Genomic DNA, 17,343 nt, shown 5'->3' on the forward strand with positions numbered 1-17,343 from the left:
TTTCGGACAATAAAATTCAAAACCAGACAATAAAACCTTGAGCTTGGACAAAAAATCTCAAGTTCTGACAATAAATCATGATTATGGACGATACATCATTTCGAAAAGTTGAATTAGAAATCAAGTAGGTTTAAAAACAACAAAGTTTACTAAAACAGCCTTTTGGAAAGATAGAAAATTTGCTTGTGCATGCTATACAACTTAGATTGTAGTGAAGCATCATAAATCGTATTGTGTGTACGATAGATAGCTATCTCATGTTAGGATACTATACATTTATAGTAACTTTTTATAACAAATAAAACAGGAAAGGGTGTTTTGTAAGAAAATCTAACAAATGTATTGGTGGTGAACTATTCAATAAGGATACACAAAAACAAGTATGGAATACAGAAAAAGAGAGGAGATAAAAATATGATTCGCATTGGTGTTGACGTAGGAGGAACTTTTACAGATCTCATTTTAGTTGATGAGGTAAAACAAAAAATCCATGTTTATAAGATACCTAGTACGCTAGAGGATCAATCCATTGGTGTCATTAATGGTATCAAGAAGCTTTGTGAAAATGCTGAAATTCCCATCTCAGAAATTGACTATATTCTTCACGGAACGACGGTTGCGACGAATATTACGATTGAAAATAATGGCGCTACAGTCGGAATGCTAACCACGAAAAATTATCGAGATATTTTACATCTTGCTCGCCACAAAAAAGTAGAGAATTTTTCCATTCAACAAGATCTTCCTTGGCAGTCAAATCCATTAGTCTTACGTAGACACCGCCTTCCAATCCTTGAAAAGCTTGCTGCACCAGATGGCCATATTCGTACAGAACTGAATGAAAAAGAAGTTCGAGAAGCTGTTTTAAAGCTGAAAGAAGCGAAGGTTGAGTCGATTATCATTTGTTTTCTTTTCTCATTCTTAAATGATGTACATGAAAAAAGAGCAAAGGAAATTGTGAAGGAGATGTGGCCTGAAGTCCAATGCTTTACTTCCGCAGAAGTGGTTCCACAAATGAGAGAATATGAGCGGTTTAGCACAACAGCGATGAATGCATATGTTGCCCCAAAGGTGAATCATTATATCGATAATCTTGTAAACTCGCTCGATGTGGCTGGAGTCAAGGCAGAACTACATATTATGCAGTCATCAGGTGGTATGTCAACAACTGAAATGGCGGCGGTTCGGCCAGTCACTTTGTTGAAATCAGATCCGGCTGGAGGTGTTCTTGCTGCAGCATGGTGGGGAGAATTAGAGGGTGTGAACGATATCATAAGCGTCGATATTGGCGGAACCTCTGCAGATATCTCAATCATTCCTAATAATATGCCAAAAATGATTAATCCACGTGATGCTGAAGTGAATGGGTATCCTGTGCTAGTTCCGATGATCGATGTTGAGACCATTGGGGCAGGTGGTGGATCGATCGCCTATGTTGATACTGGAGGTGCCTTTCGGGTCGGTCCGAAAAGTGCAGGAGCAAATCCTGGTCCAGCTTGTTATGGTCTAGGTGGAAAAGATGCGTGTGTGACAGATGCAAATGTCATACTTGGACGTCTTGATCCTGAACAATTCCTCGGCGGTGACATACAGTTGTCACGTGAATCAAGTGTAAAAGCTATTGAAGAAACGCTTTGCTCTCAGCTCAATATGTCAGTAGAGGAAGCTGCACTGGGCATCTTAAAAGTTATCAATAATAATATGGCCCTCTCGATACGGGCAAACTCTGTACGAAAAGGAATTGATCCAAGGGAGTATGCGATTTTAGCAGCTGGCGGTGCAGGACCATTACACTCTGTAGATCTAGCTGAAACAGTCGGCTCAAACTTAGTGATGGTGCCAAATTATCCAGGTATTACGGCAGCAACTGGCCTTTTAGTAGGTGACTTAAAATATGACTTTATCAAATCTAGAATTGTTCCATTATCTCAACCTACTACTGAAACAATTTCTACAATTAATAACGATCTTCAAGAGCTTATACATTCTGCACATACTCAGCTCATGCAAGATGGCATTCAGCCAGAAGATATTAGCATGGAAAGAATAGCAGAGTGCCGCTATGTGGGGCAAGGATTTGAATTACGTGTTCCAATTCCTGAAGGGCAACTAGAAGAAGCAACCTTATCAATGATTGCGGGGCGATTCCATGATATTCATCTCATTGAATATGGTCATTCATTCCCTGAAAATACAGTTGAATTAATTACGTTACGTGTTATTTCAACTGGGCAAACTCCTACATTAAAACTACCTGAATTAGCTAGTGGAGAGCGGATGAATCCGGAAAAAGCGGTCATGTATGTTAGGGAAACAGTATTTGAAGTTGATGGTGAGATCAGATGGCTGCAAACTCCTCGGTATGACCGTACGAAATTGCTTGCAAATGACATTGTGATGGGACCAGCGATCATTGTTCAACGTGATTCAACAACCCTAGTCCCACCCGAATGGCAAGCAACTGTCTCGACGAATGGTACGCTTTTTGTCGCTCCTAAAGTTATTCAAGGCGGAGCAGCTCAACATGTTAATCAATTTTTCTTGAAAGTGAGGTAATGGTAGATGAAAACCTATACGAATGAAAAGGCCAATGTTCCAATTAAGGTTGATCCAATCACCTTACAAGTTATCGGAGGGGCACTACGAACGATTGCATTAGAAATGTCACATCTTATGCAGCGGATGGCGTATTCATCCCTTATTCGAGAATCGGAAGACCTTGGAGCGGGATTATTCGCAATAAATGGAGACACTTGGGCGGAAGCGGATTCTACTCCAATGCAACTTGGTTGTTTACCAGGCTATATTCGCGGTTTCCAAGAAAAACTAGGGGACAATCAATTCCCTGAAGATATTATTTGGAACAATGATCCATATGCAGGGGCATCACATGCTCCAGATATCTCATTATCTCAGCCAATTTTTTATAAAGGTGAATTAGTAGGATATGCCGGCACAACTGCCCACCATTTAGATATAGGCGGTGCACAACCAGGTTTATTAGTTGATGTACCAGATATGTTTGCGGAAGGATTAATTCTAAATGGAGTGAAGTTGTATGAAAAAGGAGTACGAAATGAAACATTAGTGGAGGTCATACGCCAGAAAGTTCGTATGCCTCATGAAGTACTCGGTGATTTAGAAGCTCAAGTTGCAGCATGCCGATTAGGAACGAAGAGGTATATTGAATTGATGGATAAGTATGGAAAAGATACTGTGCTGTCAGCATGTGAGGAATTAATGAACTACTCGGAACGAATGATGAGAAGGGAAATAGCAAAGATACCTGATGGAGTGTATGAGGCGGAATCATGGTTAGATCATGATGGAAGGCACCTGGATGAAAGACTTAAAGTCCATGTGCAAGTGACAAAAAAGGGGGAAGAGATTGAAGTAGATGTATCAAAATCAGCTGACCAAGTTTCAACCGCCTTTAATGTAGCTTACTCAGGTGCACTTTGTGTAAGTGTATACAGTGTGTTACGTTCGATCTTTTTAGATACGTATACACATGAAGAATTCGTACCAGCTAATCAAGGCGTATTTCGTCCAATTAAGATTGTAGCAAGAAAGGGAAGTATTTTTAACCCTCATAAACCAGCTGCAACCTTCAGTCGAGGCAACCAAGTAAACACGGTGGCAGATTTAATCATTAAAGCTCTGGCACCTATCATGCCAAAACAAACATGTGCCGGAAGTGCAGCGAACATCCAATTTGCTTCCTATTCAGGACTAAATAAAAACAATGACTATTGGGTTTACATTGAAGTAAATGAAGGCTCATATGGGGGGCGCCCAGGTAAAGATGGCATGGATGCAGTCGACTTTAGTTCGTGGAATACGCGTAACAATCCAATTGAGGACTTAGATATGCATGTACCACTTGTTTGTGAGCAATACGAGCTAAGGGAAGACACAGGAGGTGCTGGAAAATATCGCGGCGGTCTAGGCATTGTTCGATGGAATCGCTTTTTAACAGATGGATTTATGACGATGGAAGGGGATAAACATACCGTTCGTCCGTGGGGCTATCAAGGTGGTCTACCTGGAACAAGCGCGAACTTAATAAAAAATCCTGATACGGCACCAGAGGAGCTTCCTTCAAAAATTAATGGTCATCGCTTTAAAGCTCAGGAGTCCGTGAAAATCCTCGTCCCATCATCTGGCGGCTATGGAGATCCACTTGAACGAGATCCTAACCAGGTATATGAAGATTTATTAGATGAAATGATTTCGCCTGAAACAGCTTTTTCAGATTACGGTGTTGTTTTAACAGATGGGAAACTAGATGGAAAAGCGACTGAATCTAGAAGGGAAGCATTACGTGCCAACCGAAAAGAGATTCCAGTTTATTCAGAATAATAAGAAGTCAGTTTTTTAGTAATAAACAGTACTCTAACCGATAGATGTGCCTAGGATAATGAGGAGTACCCTCATTTTATCCTACATTTAACGGCAGTAATACCTACAGGATCTATAAAAAGGAGGAAAACCAATGAAGCATTTCGATGTCATCATTGTCGGTGCCGGTTCAATTGGCATGGCTGCAGGCTATTATTTAGCGAAGATTAATGTGAAAACATTACTTATCGATGCATTTGACCCGCCGCATGTGTACGGAAGTCATCATGGTGATACAAGAATTATTCGCTATGCATATGGAGAGGGACGAGAATATGTCCCATTAGCTTTAAGATCACAGGAATTATGGTATGAATTAGAGCAGCAAGTTAATGAAAAACTGTTTGAACAAACAGGGGTGTTATGTTTTGGACCAGTTGGATCTAAGTTTGTTGATGAAACGATTGCAAGCGCAAAAGAATTCTCTCTACCTTTCGAAGTTCTTAGCGGTAAAGATATAAAAGCAAAATGGAGAGGGATTGAAATACCTGATGATTATTTAGGCTGCTATGAGCCAACTTCAGGTGTGTTATATAGTGAGAAAATTGTTCGTGCTTATCGAAAACTTGCATTAGACAGTGGAGCGACATTATTAACGAATACCCCTGTTACAAATATTGAAATGAAAGAAGATGGAGCCATTGTATCGGCAAAGGATCAAGTTTTTTCAACAGATAAACTTGTTGTTTGTGCTGGAGCATGGAGCGGAAAATTGTTATCAGAATTAAATCTTCCGCTAAAACCAACCAGACAAACAGTGGCTTGGTTTAAGGCAGATGAAGATCTATATCAATCTAGCGTTTTCCCTGCCTTTTTTGTAGATGTTCCTGAAGGGAAATATTACGGTTTTCCGAGCATTGAGGGCGCTGGTGTAAAGCTTGGCAGATTTGATGATGATCAACCAATCAACCCAGATGATCCACGACTTGAATTTGGCTCATTTGACTTTGATGAAGGAGATGTTCGCCATTTTCTAAAAGCTTACATGCCGGAATCAGCAGGAAAACTAAATCAAGGAAAAGCTTGTCTGTTTACAAGAACCCCTGATGGACATTTTCTTATTGATCAATATCCTGGTCATCCACATGTGATGATTGCCGCAGGATTTTCCGGTCATGGTTTTAAATTTGCAAGTGGGATTGGCGAGGTTTTATGTCAAATGACTATGAATGGTGAAGCAAAACTAGATCTATCATTATTTTCGTTACATCGTGATAGTCTTCAATCTAGTGTTAGGAAATAAACAATTTGAAATAAAGGTTCATCCAAATCTAAAATTTATTGTCCAATATTTCCAAGAAATCGACCAACAGAATAACTTGCAGACCATTCATTTTTAAAGCTATTAATCGATAGATCAGATCGTGAATAAATCTTGAAATCGTTAATTTTGGAGGCTGGATCAATATGGCTAATGAAAAAGGGAATCATTTGCTTGAAAAATCTATTCTACCGGTTGGATCAAATGGAAAAACGATGGGTATGATTGGGTATTTTATGCTCTGGGTAGGGATGGTTGTGATGATTGTTGCCTATCAATTTGGCGGGGATGCAGTTTCCTCTTATCCATTGCTAACGAGTATAATCGTGATTTTTGCAGCATATTTGGCAATCGGGTTCATTATGCTCCTATCAGCAGATATTGGCACTGAACATGGTTTATCATTTGCCGTTTTTCTACGTGCCCCGTTTGGAATCATTGGTACCCACTTTCCTGTAGTCTCAAGAGGCGTTGTCGCTGCATGCTGGTTCGGGATTCAAACATATCTAGGCGCTCTTGCACTTAATGGGATTTTTCAATATTTAGTAGGATACGATAATTGGATCTTATGGTATACCCTTTTTGCCATTGTGCAACTTGTCAATACGGCGCTAGGGATAAAAGCAGTTGAAACTTTTGCGAATTTAGCTGCTCCTATCTTAATTGCTATATCTGTATGGATGTACTTTTATCTTGATGGAATGGTTGTAGAGCAAGGGGAAAATATTTGGACATTTGTCGGTGGACAGGATGCATCACTGCTTGCGATTTTTATGGCAAACTTAACTTTATGGGCTGCTTTAGCTATTGATATCCCAAATATTTCACGCTATCTGAAGGTTAAAACAGGAACGAAATCATTTGGAAGTCGTAACCGTAATATTTTCCTAGCACAATTAGTTGCACTTCCTGTTGTGTCTACTTTAATGGCGTTTATTGGCGCAATCGCTTATATTGCAACTGGTGATTGGAATCCCATTACCATTATTCAAAACAATGAAACAGGATTTTCATTGATAGTATTGCTTGCACTAGTGACCATAGCACAATGGTCAACAAATAATGCGGCAAACTTAATTCCGGCAGCACTCGCATTTGTTAATGCTGCAGCTCCCCATTTAAGTTACAAAATGGGTGTTGTCCTAGCTGGTATCATAGGTTCACTTTCAATGCCTTGGTTCATTTTGGATAATTTATATGTGTTCCTTGGTTATTTTGGAGCAACATTATCGGCGATAGCAGGGATCATGTTCTGCGACTACTATCTTATTCGGAAAAGACGGCTGAATGTACCTGATTTATATAAGGTAAACGGACAGTTTCGCTATGCAAAAGGCTTTAATCCTGCAGGCTTTATCGCATGGGTGGTCTCTGGAGCACTCGCTATTCTGTTCATGGAATACTCCTATATTATAGGTATCGCATCTGGAGCAATTCTTTATTATGCATTAATGACTGGTTGGATTCTAAAAAAATACCCTCAACAAGAAATTGAATCAAACTTTGATGACAACTACCTTGCAGCAAGTGTAAATATCGATTGGACATATTCTGGAAAAAAAGATGGGTTTGTTAGAACCCCAGTAAAAACGATTTATAAGGAAGAACAAGTCTTCGATGGGGTTCAAGTTAATACCGAATAATGGAAAGGGTGAATTCAGGAAATTATGCTGGATTCGCTTTTTTTGTATGCCAGCATGTTTATCAACTAGACAGTGAGAAACATTAAGGGAATTTTTTTAGTGGATTCTGAGAGCCCTCTAAACGGTTTGGTCAATGACCCAATCTGAATTAGAGGGCATTTTGTCTCTTATGTCTAATACTCACACAAAATGCCAGCCATAAATTTTAATTATGGAACTCGATAAAATAATGATATTTTATTAATCTCTGTTTCTCCGATACTATTAGGTTAAGGAAAGGCAATGACTAATAGGAGGGATAGATATGGAGAGTGTAAAACAGTATGATGTTGTAGTTGTTGGGGCAGGGAATGCCGCTTTGTGTGCAGCGATCGCAGCAAAGGAAAAGGGGGCAGAAGTTCTTGTTTTAGAACGAGGTCCAGCAGAAAAGCGTGGTGGAAATTCATTTTTTACAGACGGGGCCATTCGTGTTGCTTACAATCAATTAGATGACATTCGAAAAATAATCCCAGATCTAACAGATGAGGAAGCAGAAAAGATTGTCATGCCTGAATATACACAATCTGACTTTTATAATGATTTAATGCGGGTAACAGAAGGGAAAAGTGATCCTGTACTTGCCAATCAGCTTATTTCAAAGTCGTTTGAAACACTTTTGTGGATGAGTCAGCATGGGATAAAATTTGAGTTGAATGTTGAAAATCAATCCTTCGAACAAGATGGGAAACGTCATTTTTGGGGTGGTCTTCCAATCAAAACAGAAGACAAGGGCGTTGGTTTAATCAAACATCTCTTTCATAGAGCAGAAGAAATTGGAATTGATATTTGGTACAATTCCCGTGCAATTGAACTAGTAACTGAGAATGATCGAATTTCTGGTATTAAAATAGATCAGGAGGAGGACATCGTTACGATTCCTGCTTCGAGTGTCATTTTAGCATGCGGAAGCTTTGAAGCGAACAAAAAAATGAGAAGTGAGCATCTTGGAGAGGAATGGGAAGCAGCGATTGTAAGAGGGACTGAATTCAATACGGGAGACGGAATAACGATGGCTTTAGCTGTTGGTGCACAAAAATATGGTGAGTGGTCTGGTTGTCACTCGATTGGGACAGATTATAACGCTCCGAAGTTTGGTGACTTTAACAAGCCTGGTGATATCTATAAAAAATCCTCATTTCCACTTGGTCTTTTGATTAATCAGGAAGGCAAAAGATTTGTTGATGAGGGGGCTGATTTCAGGAATTACACCTATGCCAAATATGGCCGCGAAGTATTAAAACAGCCTGGTCATTCTGCTTTCCAACTATTTGATGCTCAAGTACGTCCAATGCTGCGAAAGGAATACAACCTAGAGGAAGCTACGTATATTCAAGCTGAGAGTCTTGAAGAATTAGCAGAATTGATGTCAGTTGATAAAGAACAATTTATCAAAACGATGACAGAATATAATGCGGCTGTTCAAGAAGGTGACTATAATCCAACGATCAAAGACGGCAAAGGCACGGTTGGAATTACTCTGCCAAAAACAAACTGGGCATTACGAATCGACCAAGCTCCATTTTATGCATATCCATTGACTTGTGGCATTACTTTTGCTTTTGGTGGGTTACATGTTAATCCAGAAGGTGAGGTATTAAACGATGAGGGAAGACCGATAGCTGGATTATTCGCTGCCGGTGAAATGGTTGGGGGAATCTTTTACAAAAATTATCCTGGTGGCTCGGGATTAATGTCAGGAGCCGTTTTTGGAAAATTAGCTGGTACATCTGCTGCACACTATTCGAAAGATAAGGTAGAAACTTTATAACCATCTCAGATAAGCATCTGCCAATCCTTAGGCAGATGCTTATCTACTATCCCTTAAATTCCTTTTCCATAAAATCAACAAATGCTTTCACAATGTTTAATTTTAATGAATTTTTGTGGTAGAACATCCATGTATTTCGAACGATTGGTTTTCCATCCATGTCTGTGATGTCGGTTTTATAAATATCATGGACATCATTTAAAATCATGCTGGGCAAAATAGCATAGCCTAATCCATTCGCAACCATTTTTTTGCATGTATCCGCTTTATCTACTTCAATACTGACAAGTGGTGGCTGGCTGAAATGTTCAGTCCACCAATTATCAATGGAATTCTTCAGCAAAGAGTCAGTATGATAATCAATCCTTGGTGAGTGGGGGAGGTTATGTAGATCGATTTTTTCTTTTGAAGCGATGCAAATGGTTTCTTTAAATAATAACTGCTTTTGATCCTTCCAACTGAAATCTCCTCTTACAATTCCGATATGAACATCTTGATTGTAAATTAAATGGGAGATGTGACTGCTGAAGCCTGTCGTGATCTTGAATTCAATATTTGGATACTGTTCCTTAAAGCCCTTTAATAGGTTAGGAAGCTTGTAATCGGTAAAAAAGCCAGAGACACCTAGTCGTAATGTACCTGCTACATTGTCCTCCATATTAAGTACATTTTCCCTTATTTTTTGCATAGCTAGTAGCATTTCGTGAGCACTTTTAGCCAAATATTCACCTTGGGGAGTAAATTGAACTCCACGTCTGCCACGATTGACAATTTTCACCCCAAAGTCCTTTTCTAATTGCTGTAAGCGGTTTGTAAGAGCGGGTTGAGAAATATACAAATGCTGAGCAGCTTTTGTAATGTTTTTTTCTCTATAGAGAGCTTGCAAAACCATCCAATCTCGTTCATCCAAGCGAATCCCTCCGTTTTTGTCATAAAATTTATTTATGAATAATGATAATAAATTAATATTTTAATTATTCCTAAAATTATACTATATTTGAATTAACAAGCAAAGAAACAAAATAACTTCACTTAATTAGAAAGAAGGATCCAGAATGAAAGAAAATCCTCGTTTTTTTCAATTTGTTTGGTTTGTTATCGTAAGTGGAGTAGGGGGGTTCTTCATTTCTTTAACACATCTCCCGATAGGATGGATGATTGGCACACTCCTTGCCGCAGCTTTACTCTCTATTCTTCGTCCAAAGTTTATGCATGTGCCTCATACCCGAAATGGAATCCCTAAATATTGGTTATACATGGGCCAGTGTATTTTAGGCATTGAATTGGGACAGAAAGTGAATACTTCTGTTCTGTCTATTTTTAAAGAGAATTGGTCAGCGATTATCATTATGCTTCTTTTATCGATTTTATTTTCCTTGCTGTCAGGTCTTGTTTTATGGAAGTACAGTAAGCTGGATCTGTTAACAAGTTTTTTTGCTACTGCACCAGGTGGCTTGTCCTCCATACCAGGTATTGCAGAGGAGGTTGGTGCAAATACGGGGGTTGTTAGTATCATACAGGCAATGCGTGTCTTTTTAGTCATCATCACAATTCCTGTCGTGATTTCATTTTTGTTCGGTCACTCTGAGATTCACGCGTCTAACAATGTGGTACCTGCAGAATTAACAACCTTTGAAGTGGAACAACTTGCCGTGACGATTTTCTTTGTATGTATCGCATGGATTGGCTATCATATTGGAGAATTTTTGAAGTTTCCAGCTCCATGGTTAATTGGCGGGATGATTAGTGTTGCAGCCGTCAAATCCTTTGGATCAGTACTGATTGGCTATGATTTTGTCGCTTGGTGGCCGCAAAGCCTCATGATCGTATCGCAAATTTTTATCGGTGCAAGCATTGGCTCTCGTTTTACGAAAACGATGTTTGTAGGGCTACATAGAACGTTGATCATTTCATTCTTGAGTACATTAGGTTTAATTGTCTCTGTGTTTATCTGTGCATACATTGTCTCAAGCTTGACGGAAATCTCCTTCCTGACTGCAGGTTTAGCTTTTGCGCCAGGTGGAATTGCTGAGATGACGACGACGGCTCTCGTTCTTAATGGTGACGCTACATTTGTCGTAGCCGTACAGGTGCTTAGGGTCGTGACTGTCTGCGTTACGCTTCCCCCTTTCTTTCGTTTTCTAAAATATTTGGAGGTCAAAAAGAAGTCTCATCCACATCTATCCGCATAGGATTTAGGATATAATGATGCTACTATCTTTATTTTTCAGTAGTATGTTGGTGATGAAAAGAAAGGGGGATGGCTATGTGTCCTTTTTATTACGAAAAAGAAAAAAAGAATGAAGAAACGACTTCCTATTATGTGAAAGCAAATGGAAAAACAGAAGAAAAAGATTGTGAAATGTTAGCACTAAAAATCAAAGAAATCATTCGCCAATCATCACATGAGGATAACGATATTGTCTTTTTATGTATCGGTTCTGATCGTTATGTAGGTGATTCATTAGGTCCTTTGGTCGGGACAATGCTGAAAGAAAACAACGTTCCCTTTCGTGTATACGGTACATTAGAAGAACCTGTTCATGCATTTAACTTAAAAGGGAAATTGAAGGAGATCAATAAACAATTTAAAAAGCCGCTCATTTTTAGTATTGATGCCTCCATCGGTGATCAAAATCAAGTTGGTCATGTTCGGTTTAAAGAGGGGCCTTTAATTCCTGGGAAAGCACTTGAGAAAATGCTCCCAGCGGTTGGGGATTACCATTTTGTGGGGTTTGTAAACTATATCGATCCTTTGCCGACTTCGCAATTTTTAAATGATACCCGCTTGTTTACTGTCATGAATCTTGCGAAAACGATTGTAAAGGTCATAATGAACATAAACATTGACTAACATATGTTTTAAAAAAAGATGAGCCCTCTCAAATCAGTTTCCTAACGAATTTGAGAGGGCTCAAGTTTTCATTTGAGATAAAGTTAGCTTATCGCAGTTGTTAAAAAAGCAACAGCAATGATGACTAAAGAACAAAGAAGAGTCCATTTAAACGCATAACGTTGAAATTCTCCAATATCTGTTTTGACCATTCCTACTAATAATAGAGTCGATGCAACAAGTGGACTTAGAAAATGGACAGGCTGTCCTAATACAGAAGCTCTTGCAATGTCTAAAGGACTGACCCCATAAGCTGCTCCTGCTTCTGCTAGGATCGGTAAAACGCCAAAGTAATAAGCGTCGTTGGATAACACGAAAGTAAATGGCATGCTTGTTAGTGCAACGACTAATGGAAAGAAAGAACCAACTGATTCTGGAATGATAGACACTAACGCATTTGAAATCGCATCTACCATTTTTGTTCCGGAAAAAATTCCTGAGAAAATACCAGCGGCAAATACTAATATTGTAACAGTTAAAGCATTTCCTGCGTGTGATAAAATACGCTCTTTTTGCTCTTCTAAATTTGGATAGTTAATCATCGCAGCAAGTACAAATCCAATGAGGAAGAGGATTGGAGCTGAAATTAATCCCATGACTAAAATGACCATAATTGTTACGACTAAAATGAAGTTTATCCATCTTAATTTAGGACGTTTGATATCATCCTGAAGTGCAAACGTGGCAGCTGCTTCACTTAATTGTAAAGATTGCTGAGGTATTTCCTCGACGTTGATTATACCAAGTCTTGCTCGTTCTTTTTTTCCAAGAACAAAAGCGATAAAAAGAATACACGCCATACCGGATAACATTGTAGGTAAAAGTGGTAGGAAAAACTCATTCGCATCAAGCCCTAAAGAGGCAATGGCTCTTGTAGCTGGTCCTCCCCAAGGAGTCATCCCACTCATGATACTGACAGAAAGTAAAGAGATCGTTGCGAGAATAAGCGGATTCATACCGATTCGAAGATAAAGTGCTAACATAGCGGAAATCGTAATCATATGTGTTGTCGTTCCATCACCATCTAATGCGACTGTCATCGCTATGATGGCCGTTCCAATTGCGATCTTAACAGGATCACCTTTCACAAATTTCATCATTTTATTGATTAGTGGGTCAAATAAACCTGCATCGATTAAAATTCCAAAAAACAAGATAGCAAACAATAATAAGGCGGCTGATGGAGCAACTACTTTTAATCCATCTAGCATCATATCTCCAAGCTTAAGGCCAAACCCGCCAATGACAGCAAAAATAATTGGTACAATGACAAGAGCTACAACAGGAGATAATTTCTTTGCCATGATCAAATAAGTAAAAACAACAACCATCGAAATTCCTAAAAAAGTAAGAATATAAATGACCTCCCTTTAATAAAAGTAATCGCTTTCAATTTTGTAATTTGAAACTATTAAACTACTTACCGTCTACCAAATTTGTAATAATTCGTATTTTCAGAATAAAACAAGTTGGTAAATAAGTAAAATATATATTTTTTAATAATTTTCTAAAAAAAAACTTATAATCAAAAAGAAAAAGAGGAATCTTTTCTGTTCCTCTTTAAATATCTGTATTTTCATTTATAAAATTGATGAAATGATTAACAGTTGATAGTTTTAAAGAATCTTGATTGTACATTAACCATGTATAGCGATAGACTGGTTCATCATCGTGATAGGATAATTCGTAAATTTGTAGGTTATCAGAAGGCTGCAGGCAAATTTGCGGGACGATGGCGATACCTAAATCATTTTTCACCATCTCCTTACATGTTTCTAATCGATCTGTTTCCATCATGATAAATGGTGGTTCAGAGTATTTGTCATGCCACCATCCATTAATAAGAGCTTTTAAAGAACTATCTGTTTTGTAATTAATAAAAGGGAGTTTAGGTAAATCTACCATCTCTATTTCTTTTTTTGAAATCAAACAAAGCTTTTCTTTATGTAATAATGTTTTTCTTCCATACCATTCATAATTTCCACGTAGAATGCCTAATTGCACATTCGCAGAATTAAGAAGGTTTAAAATATCCGTGCTCCAACCTGTATTAATATTAAATTGCACGTTCGGAAAATTCGTTGAAAATTGCTTTAAAATTTTCGGTAATTTATATTGGGCAAAGTTACTTGAAACTCCGATTCTTAATGTTCCTCTTACTTCATTTTGCAAATTGATCATATTGTCTTTCGTGATTTGTAGTTTTTTTATCATTTCTCGTGAATATTCGACTAAATGCAGACCTTCATTCGTAAACTCAATGCCCCCTTTAATTTTAAAAAATAATTTCGCTCCAAACTCCTTCTCTAAATTTTTAAGTCTGTAGGTTAACGCTGGTTGTGAAATGTATAAACGTTCTGAAGCACGGCTAATATTTTTCTCTTGATCTAAAATACAGAGTGCATTCCAGTCTTTTTCATCCAATATGCTCATCCCCAATAAACTAGATTATAAGTTTTTTCTTACGTTTTTCTAATAAAATATCTATTTTACTTATGATATAACCTATTATACTATATTTTCAAAAGAACTGATATTTTTTGGAAAGGGGTTAATGAGATGAGAGTGCCTGTTGTTGTGATGCGTGGAGGAACGAGCAAAGGTGTGTTTCTTCGCTATGAGGATATGCCTGCTAGTCGTTTGCTTTGGGAAGAGTTTATTCTGGATATTATGGGAAGTCCAGATAGCAGACAAATTGATGGACTTGGCGGGGCTAATTCGTTAACGAGTAAAGTTGCGATTATCCAAAAGTCGAATCTAGAAGAGGTTGATATTGAATACACATTCGCCCAAGTAAGTGTTGAAAATCAATTAGTTGATTTTAAGGGGAATTGTGGAAATATCTCTTCTGCGGTGGGTCCTTATGCAATTGAACAAGGTCTTGTACCAGCGGTTGAGCCTATTACAACGGTCAGAATTTTTAACACAAATACGCAAAAGGTGATTATTGCTGAAGTAGAAGTGGAAAACGGTCAAGTAAAAACAGATGGTATGTGCTCAATCCCTGGAGTACCAGGAACAGGATCTCCTATTTATCTATCATTCACGAATGCTGAAGGTGCAGTAACAGGTAAACTATTTCCAACCGAGAACTCTATTGATGTTATTCAAACATCTAAAGGCACTGTAGATGTATCGATCATCGACGTAGCGAATCCGTTAGTTTTTGTACATGCACATGATGTTGGTCTTAAGGGTACTGAACTCCCTAATGAAATGACACAAGAAAAGCTAGCAGAATTAGAGGAAATTAGATCGATAGCAGCTGAAATGTGTCAATTCGCTCCAAGAGCAGAGGCAACAAAAAAATCACCTGCTGTCCCAAAACTGACTGTGATTGCTCCTCCGACAGATTATATCGATGTAACCGGAGTGGAGAGAAAAGCAGAAAATATGGACTGTACAATAAGAATGATGTCTATGCAAAAGCCACATCAAGCACTTGCGATAACAGGTGCAATCTGTACAACTGCAGGTGCTTTTTTACAGGATACAATCTTATCTGATATTATGAACGTTAACCAAGAAGTGATCAGATTAGCACATCCAGCTGGAATCATGGAAACAAAGGTTGATTTAATCGCTGGCAATCTTACGGCTATCAAGGTAGTCCGTACAGCACGGATGATTTTGGAGGGATATGTATATACAAAGAAAAACTATCAGGTTGCTCCTATGTTAGCGTGAATGAAAAACTACTTAAGTGCAAGCATTGTATGGAAAACTAGCCTATCATATTCTCACTTCACATGAGAATAACATTCAGAAAACCATTGGAGGAACTGTTCGTGTGGGTAATTACACTCTATTTAAATGAAAAGATAAAGATGTTTGAATTTCATACAGAAAAAGAGGCAAGGGAAGCGTTTAGAAACATGGAAGGAGATAAATATCTATCTGAAATAGTCTATTTTAATGACCCTTGTTTTCTATAACTCTAAAAACAAACTTTTGGTAGATTCCATTAGCTGCCTTCACGCTGTCAACTTTTCTGTCTTGAACACTTTTCATCCTGCATATAATTCACTACCGATTAAAAGGCAGGTGAAGGAAAATGGATACGAATGATTTAAGAACAGCGATCAATTATTACCACATGAAAATTCAAGAAACGAATGATCCGTATTATTGGTACTGTTTGGCTGATATGCAGGCGAGAGCGGGAATGATAGGAGAAGCGTTGAACCCGATTGATAACGCACGATTGATGACATATCCCTATCCTGTGGAACGAGAACTGGTGAACATGCAGGAGAACCTTCAGAATGGTTCTTCAAGACAAAATAGACCAACCGTTATTACAGAAAAGCGCGGTGATGTTAACGGTGACGGCATGATCGACACTGTCTTTCTTACCGGAAATAAGACCCCTGATAGTCCATTTTGGCAAAATATTACGCTGGTTATTCAAAACGGTCGAACAAATCAGTATCAACAAATCGCAATGAAAAATAATGCTGGATACAACCCGACGCTGTTTCTTGGTGATTTTACAGGAGATAAGATTAATGATATTTTAGTCGTCATTGATTCTGGCGGAAGCGGCGGTACGATTTATGCGTATGTATTTGCTCATAGGAACGGTAGAATGAGACAGATTTTTGATTCTGATATATTTAATGAAGGCCAAAAGTACGGTGTTTCCTATGAAGATTACTACAGAGCCTCAGTGATCAGCTATAGTCAAAACAAAAAATATATTCTTGACCTTACGTATAAAGGGAAGGAATATTTAGCGGAAATTTATAATGCAAATGGTACCTTGAAAGAACCAATCGAAGGCTGGGTGAATCCGATTTCAGGCTTATACCCAATAGACTTTAACAGAGATGGAACGTATGAACTTCAAGCATACCAGCGAATAGCTGGAAGGTATAATGCAGACGGACTAGGATTTGTGCAGGCGGTATTGACATGGAACGGCAGGGGATTTGTTATAGACCGGCAGAATGTGGCGATAGTTGGCGGAGATAACTGAGATTATCATCTTCGTCAAGGTTATATTCAAAAATAATGATCTCTCGAAAGACTTGGAAAAATTGAGCAGATGGAATTATTTTAATAGTATTTCATTCACCCATATCATCTAATATGGGTGAATTTTTTTGAATAATACAAGATGTGAATCACATAGTGTTAGAGATATCAGGGCATTTCTAACAACCATTTTCTATGTTTTTCCTACCTCTAATCAGTAAACAGGCTTCTATGGGCTTGTCCATACACCAATCTGCTGCTTTTGTATTAGCCCGAAGAGGGTTGGGTTTTGAAGAAAAAATACCGAAAGAATTGTTGTTAGTCCTTTTTGCAAAGGAAGCAAAAAAGGGACAACCTCTTT

The 17,343-nt window shown here is 38.3% G+C and carries 13 protein-coding genes; 10 read left to right on the forward strand and 3 right to left on the reverse strand.

Annotated features, from left to right (window positions below):
* Window positions 1–414: 414 nt before the first annotated feature.
* From K9V48_RS23690 to tcuA, 5 genes are all read left to right on the forward strand, one after another.
* The gene (locus tag K9V48_RS23690) at window positions 415–2,556 is read left to right on the forward strand and encodes a hydantoinase/oxoprolinase family protein (RefSeq protein ID WP_224141575.1); all 2,142 of its coding nucleotides are present in this window, start codon (window positions 415–417) and stop codon (window positions 2,554–2,556) included.
* 6 nt (window positions 2,557–2,562) lie between these two features.
* The gene (locus tag K9V48_RS23695) at window positions 2,563–4,362 is read left to right on the forward strand and encodes a hydantoinase B/oxoprolinase family protein (RefSeq protein ID WP_224141576.1); all 1,800 of its coding nucleotides are present in this window, start codon (window positions 2,563–2,565) and stop codon (window positions 4,360–4,362) included.
* A gap of 133 nt (window positions 4,363–4,495) precedes the next feature.
* Complete coding sequence (solA, locus tag K9V48_RS23700) at window positions 4,496–5,644, forward strand: N-methyl-L-tryptophan oxidase (protein ID WP_224141577.1); 1,149 nt, start codon at window positions 4,496–4,498, stop codon at window positions 5,642–5,644.
* 164 nt (window positions 5,645–5,808) lie between these two features.
* Window positions 5,809–7,305, forward strand: coding sequence for an NCS1 family transporter (locus K9V48_RS23705; protein WP_224141578.1), 1,497 nt, complete (start codon window positions 5,809–5,811; stop codon window positions 7,303–7,305).
* A gap of 304 nt (window positions 7,306–7,609) precedes the next feature.
* Window positions 7,610–9,112, forward strand: a complete 1,503-nt coding sequence (gene tcuA / locus K9V48_RS23710) for an FAD-dependent tricarballylate dehydrogenase TcuA (protein WP_224141579.1) — start codon at window positions 7,610–7,612, stop codon at window positions 9,110–9,112.
* 46 nt (window positions 9,113–9,158) lie between these two features.
* Here tcuA and K9V48_RS23715 read toward each other — a convergent pair whose 3' ends face one another.
* The gene (locus K9V48_RS23715) at window positions 9,159–10,022 is read right to left on the reverse strand and encodes a LysR family transcriptional regulator (protein ID WP_224141580.1); all 864 of its coding nucleotides are present in this window, start codon (window positions 10,020–10,022) and stop codon (window positions 9,159–9,161) included.
* 145 nt (window positions 10,023–10,167) lie between these two features.
* Between K9V48_RS23715 and K9V48_RS23720 the strand changes: the two genes are divergently transcribed.
* Both K9V48_RS23720 and yyaC read left to right on the forward strand, forming a co-directional pair.
* Entirely contained in the window at window positions 10,168–11,304 is a 1,137-nt protein-coding gene (locus K9V48_RS23720; RefSeq protein ID WP_224141581.1) for an AbrB family transcriptional regulator, read from the forward strand.
* Between the two features lie 74 nt (window positions 11,305–11,378).
* The gene (yyaC, locus tag K9V48_RS23725) at window positions 11,379–11,966 is read left to right on the forward strand and encodes a spore protease YyaC (protein WP_224141582.1); all 588 of its coding nucleotides are present in this window, start codon (window positions 11,379–11,381) and stop codon (window positions 11,964–11,966) included.
* 83 nt (window positions 11,967–12,049) lie between these two features.
* Here the strand turns inward: yyaC and K9V48_RS23730 are convergent, their stop codons facing one another.
* On the reverse strand, window positions 12,050–13,360 hold the full coding sequence (locus K9V48_RS23730) for a CitMHS family transporter (protein WP_224141587.1): 1,311 nt from the start codon (window positions 13,358–13,360) through the stop codon (window positions 12,050–12,052).
* Between the two features lie 205 nt (window positions 13,361–13,565).
* On the reverse strand, window positions 13,566–14,429 hold the full coding sequence (locus K9V48_RS23735) for a LysR family transcriptional regulator (protein ID WP_224141583.1): 864 nt from the start codon (window positions 14,427–14,429) through the stop codon (window positions 13,566–13,568).
* A 135-nt stretch (window positions 14,430–14,564) separates the two neighbouring features.
* Between K9V48_RS23735 and K9V48_RS23740 the strand changes: the two genes are divergently transcribed.
* The 3 genes from K9V48_RS23740 to K9V48_RS23750 all read left to right on the forward strand — a co-directional run bounded on the left by K9V48_RS23740 (window position 14,565) and on the right by K9V48_RS23750 (window position 16,983).
* On the forward strand, window positions 14,565–15,692 hold the full coding sequence (locus tag K9V48_RS23740; protein WP_224141584.1) for a 2-methylaconitate cis-trans isomerase PrpF family protein: 1,128 nt from the start codon (window positions 14,565–14,567) through the stop codon (window positions 15,690–15,692).
* Window positions 15,693–15,793: 101 nt separating this feature from the next.
* The gene (locus K9V48_RS23745; protein WP_224141585.1) at window positions 15,794–15,940 is read left to right on the forward strand and encodes a hypothetical protein; all 147 of its coding nucleotides are present in this window, start codon (window positions 15,794–15,796) and stop codon (window positions 15,938–15,940) included.
* A gap of 311 nt (window positions 15,941–16,251) precedes the next feature.
* Window positions 16,252–16,983 carry a YybI family spore inner coat protein gene (locus K9V48_RS23750; protein WP_438803918.1) on the forward strand — a complete coding sequence of 244 codons (732 nt, stop codon included), beginning with the start codon at window positions 16,252–16,254 and terminating at the stop codon, window positions 16,981–16,983.
* Window positions 16,984–17,343: the final 360 nt, after the last annotated feature.

The organism is Metabacillus rhizolycopersici (genome assembly GCF_020075705.1).

Bases quoted from the DNA above. Each gene is read 5' to 3' on its own strand.
- K9V48_RS23690 (WP_224141575.1), top strand. From the start codon at position 415: ATGATTCGCATTGGTGTTGACGTAGGAGGAACTTTTACAGATCTCATT.
- K9V48_RS23695 (WP_224141576.1), top strand. From the start codon at position 2,563: ATGAAAACCTATACGAATGAAAAGGCCAATGTTCCAATTAAGGTTGAT.
- solA (WP_224141577.1), top strand. From the start codon at position 4,496: ATGAAGCATTTCGATGTCATCATTGTCGGTGCCGGTTCAATTGGCATG.
- K9V48_RS23705 (WP_224141578.1), top strand. From the start codon at position 5,809: ATGGCTAATGAAAAAGGGAATCATTTGCTTGAAAAATCTATTCTACCG.
- tcuA (WP_224141579.1), top strand. From the start codon at position 7,610: ATGGAGAGTGTAAAACAGTATGATGTTGTAGTTGTTGGGGCAGGGAAT.
- K9V48_RS23720 (WP_224141581.1), top strand. From the start codon at position 10,168: ATGAAAGAAAATCCTCGTTTTTTTCAATTTGTTTGGTTTGTTATCGTA.
- yyaC (WP_224141582.1), top strand. From the start codon at position 11,379: ATGTGTCCTTTTTATTACGAAAAAGAAAAAAAGAATGAAGAAACGACT.
- K9V48_RS23740 (WP_224141584.1), top strand. From the start codon at position 14,565: ATGAGAGTGCCTGTTGTTGTGATGCGTGGAGGAACGAGCAAAGGTGTG.
- K9V48_RS23750 (WP_438803918.1), top strand. From the start codon at position 16,252: ATGCAGGAGAACCTTCAGAATGGTTCTTCAAGACAAAATAGACCAACC.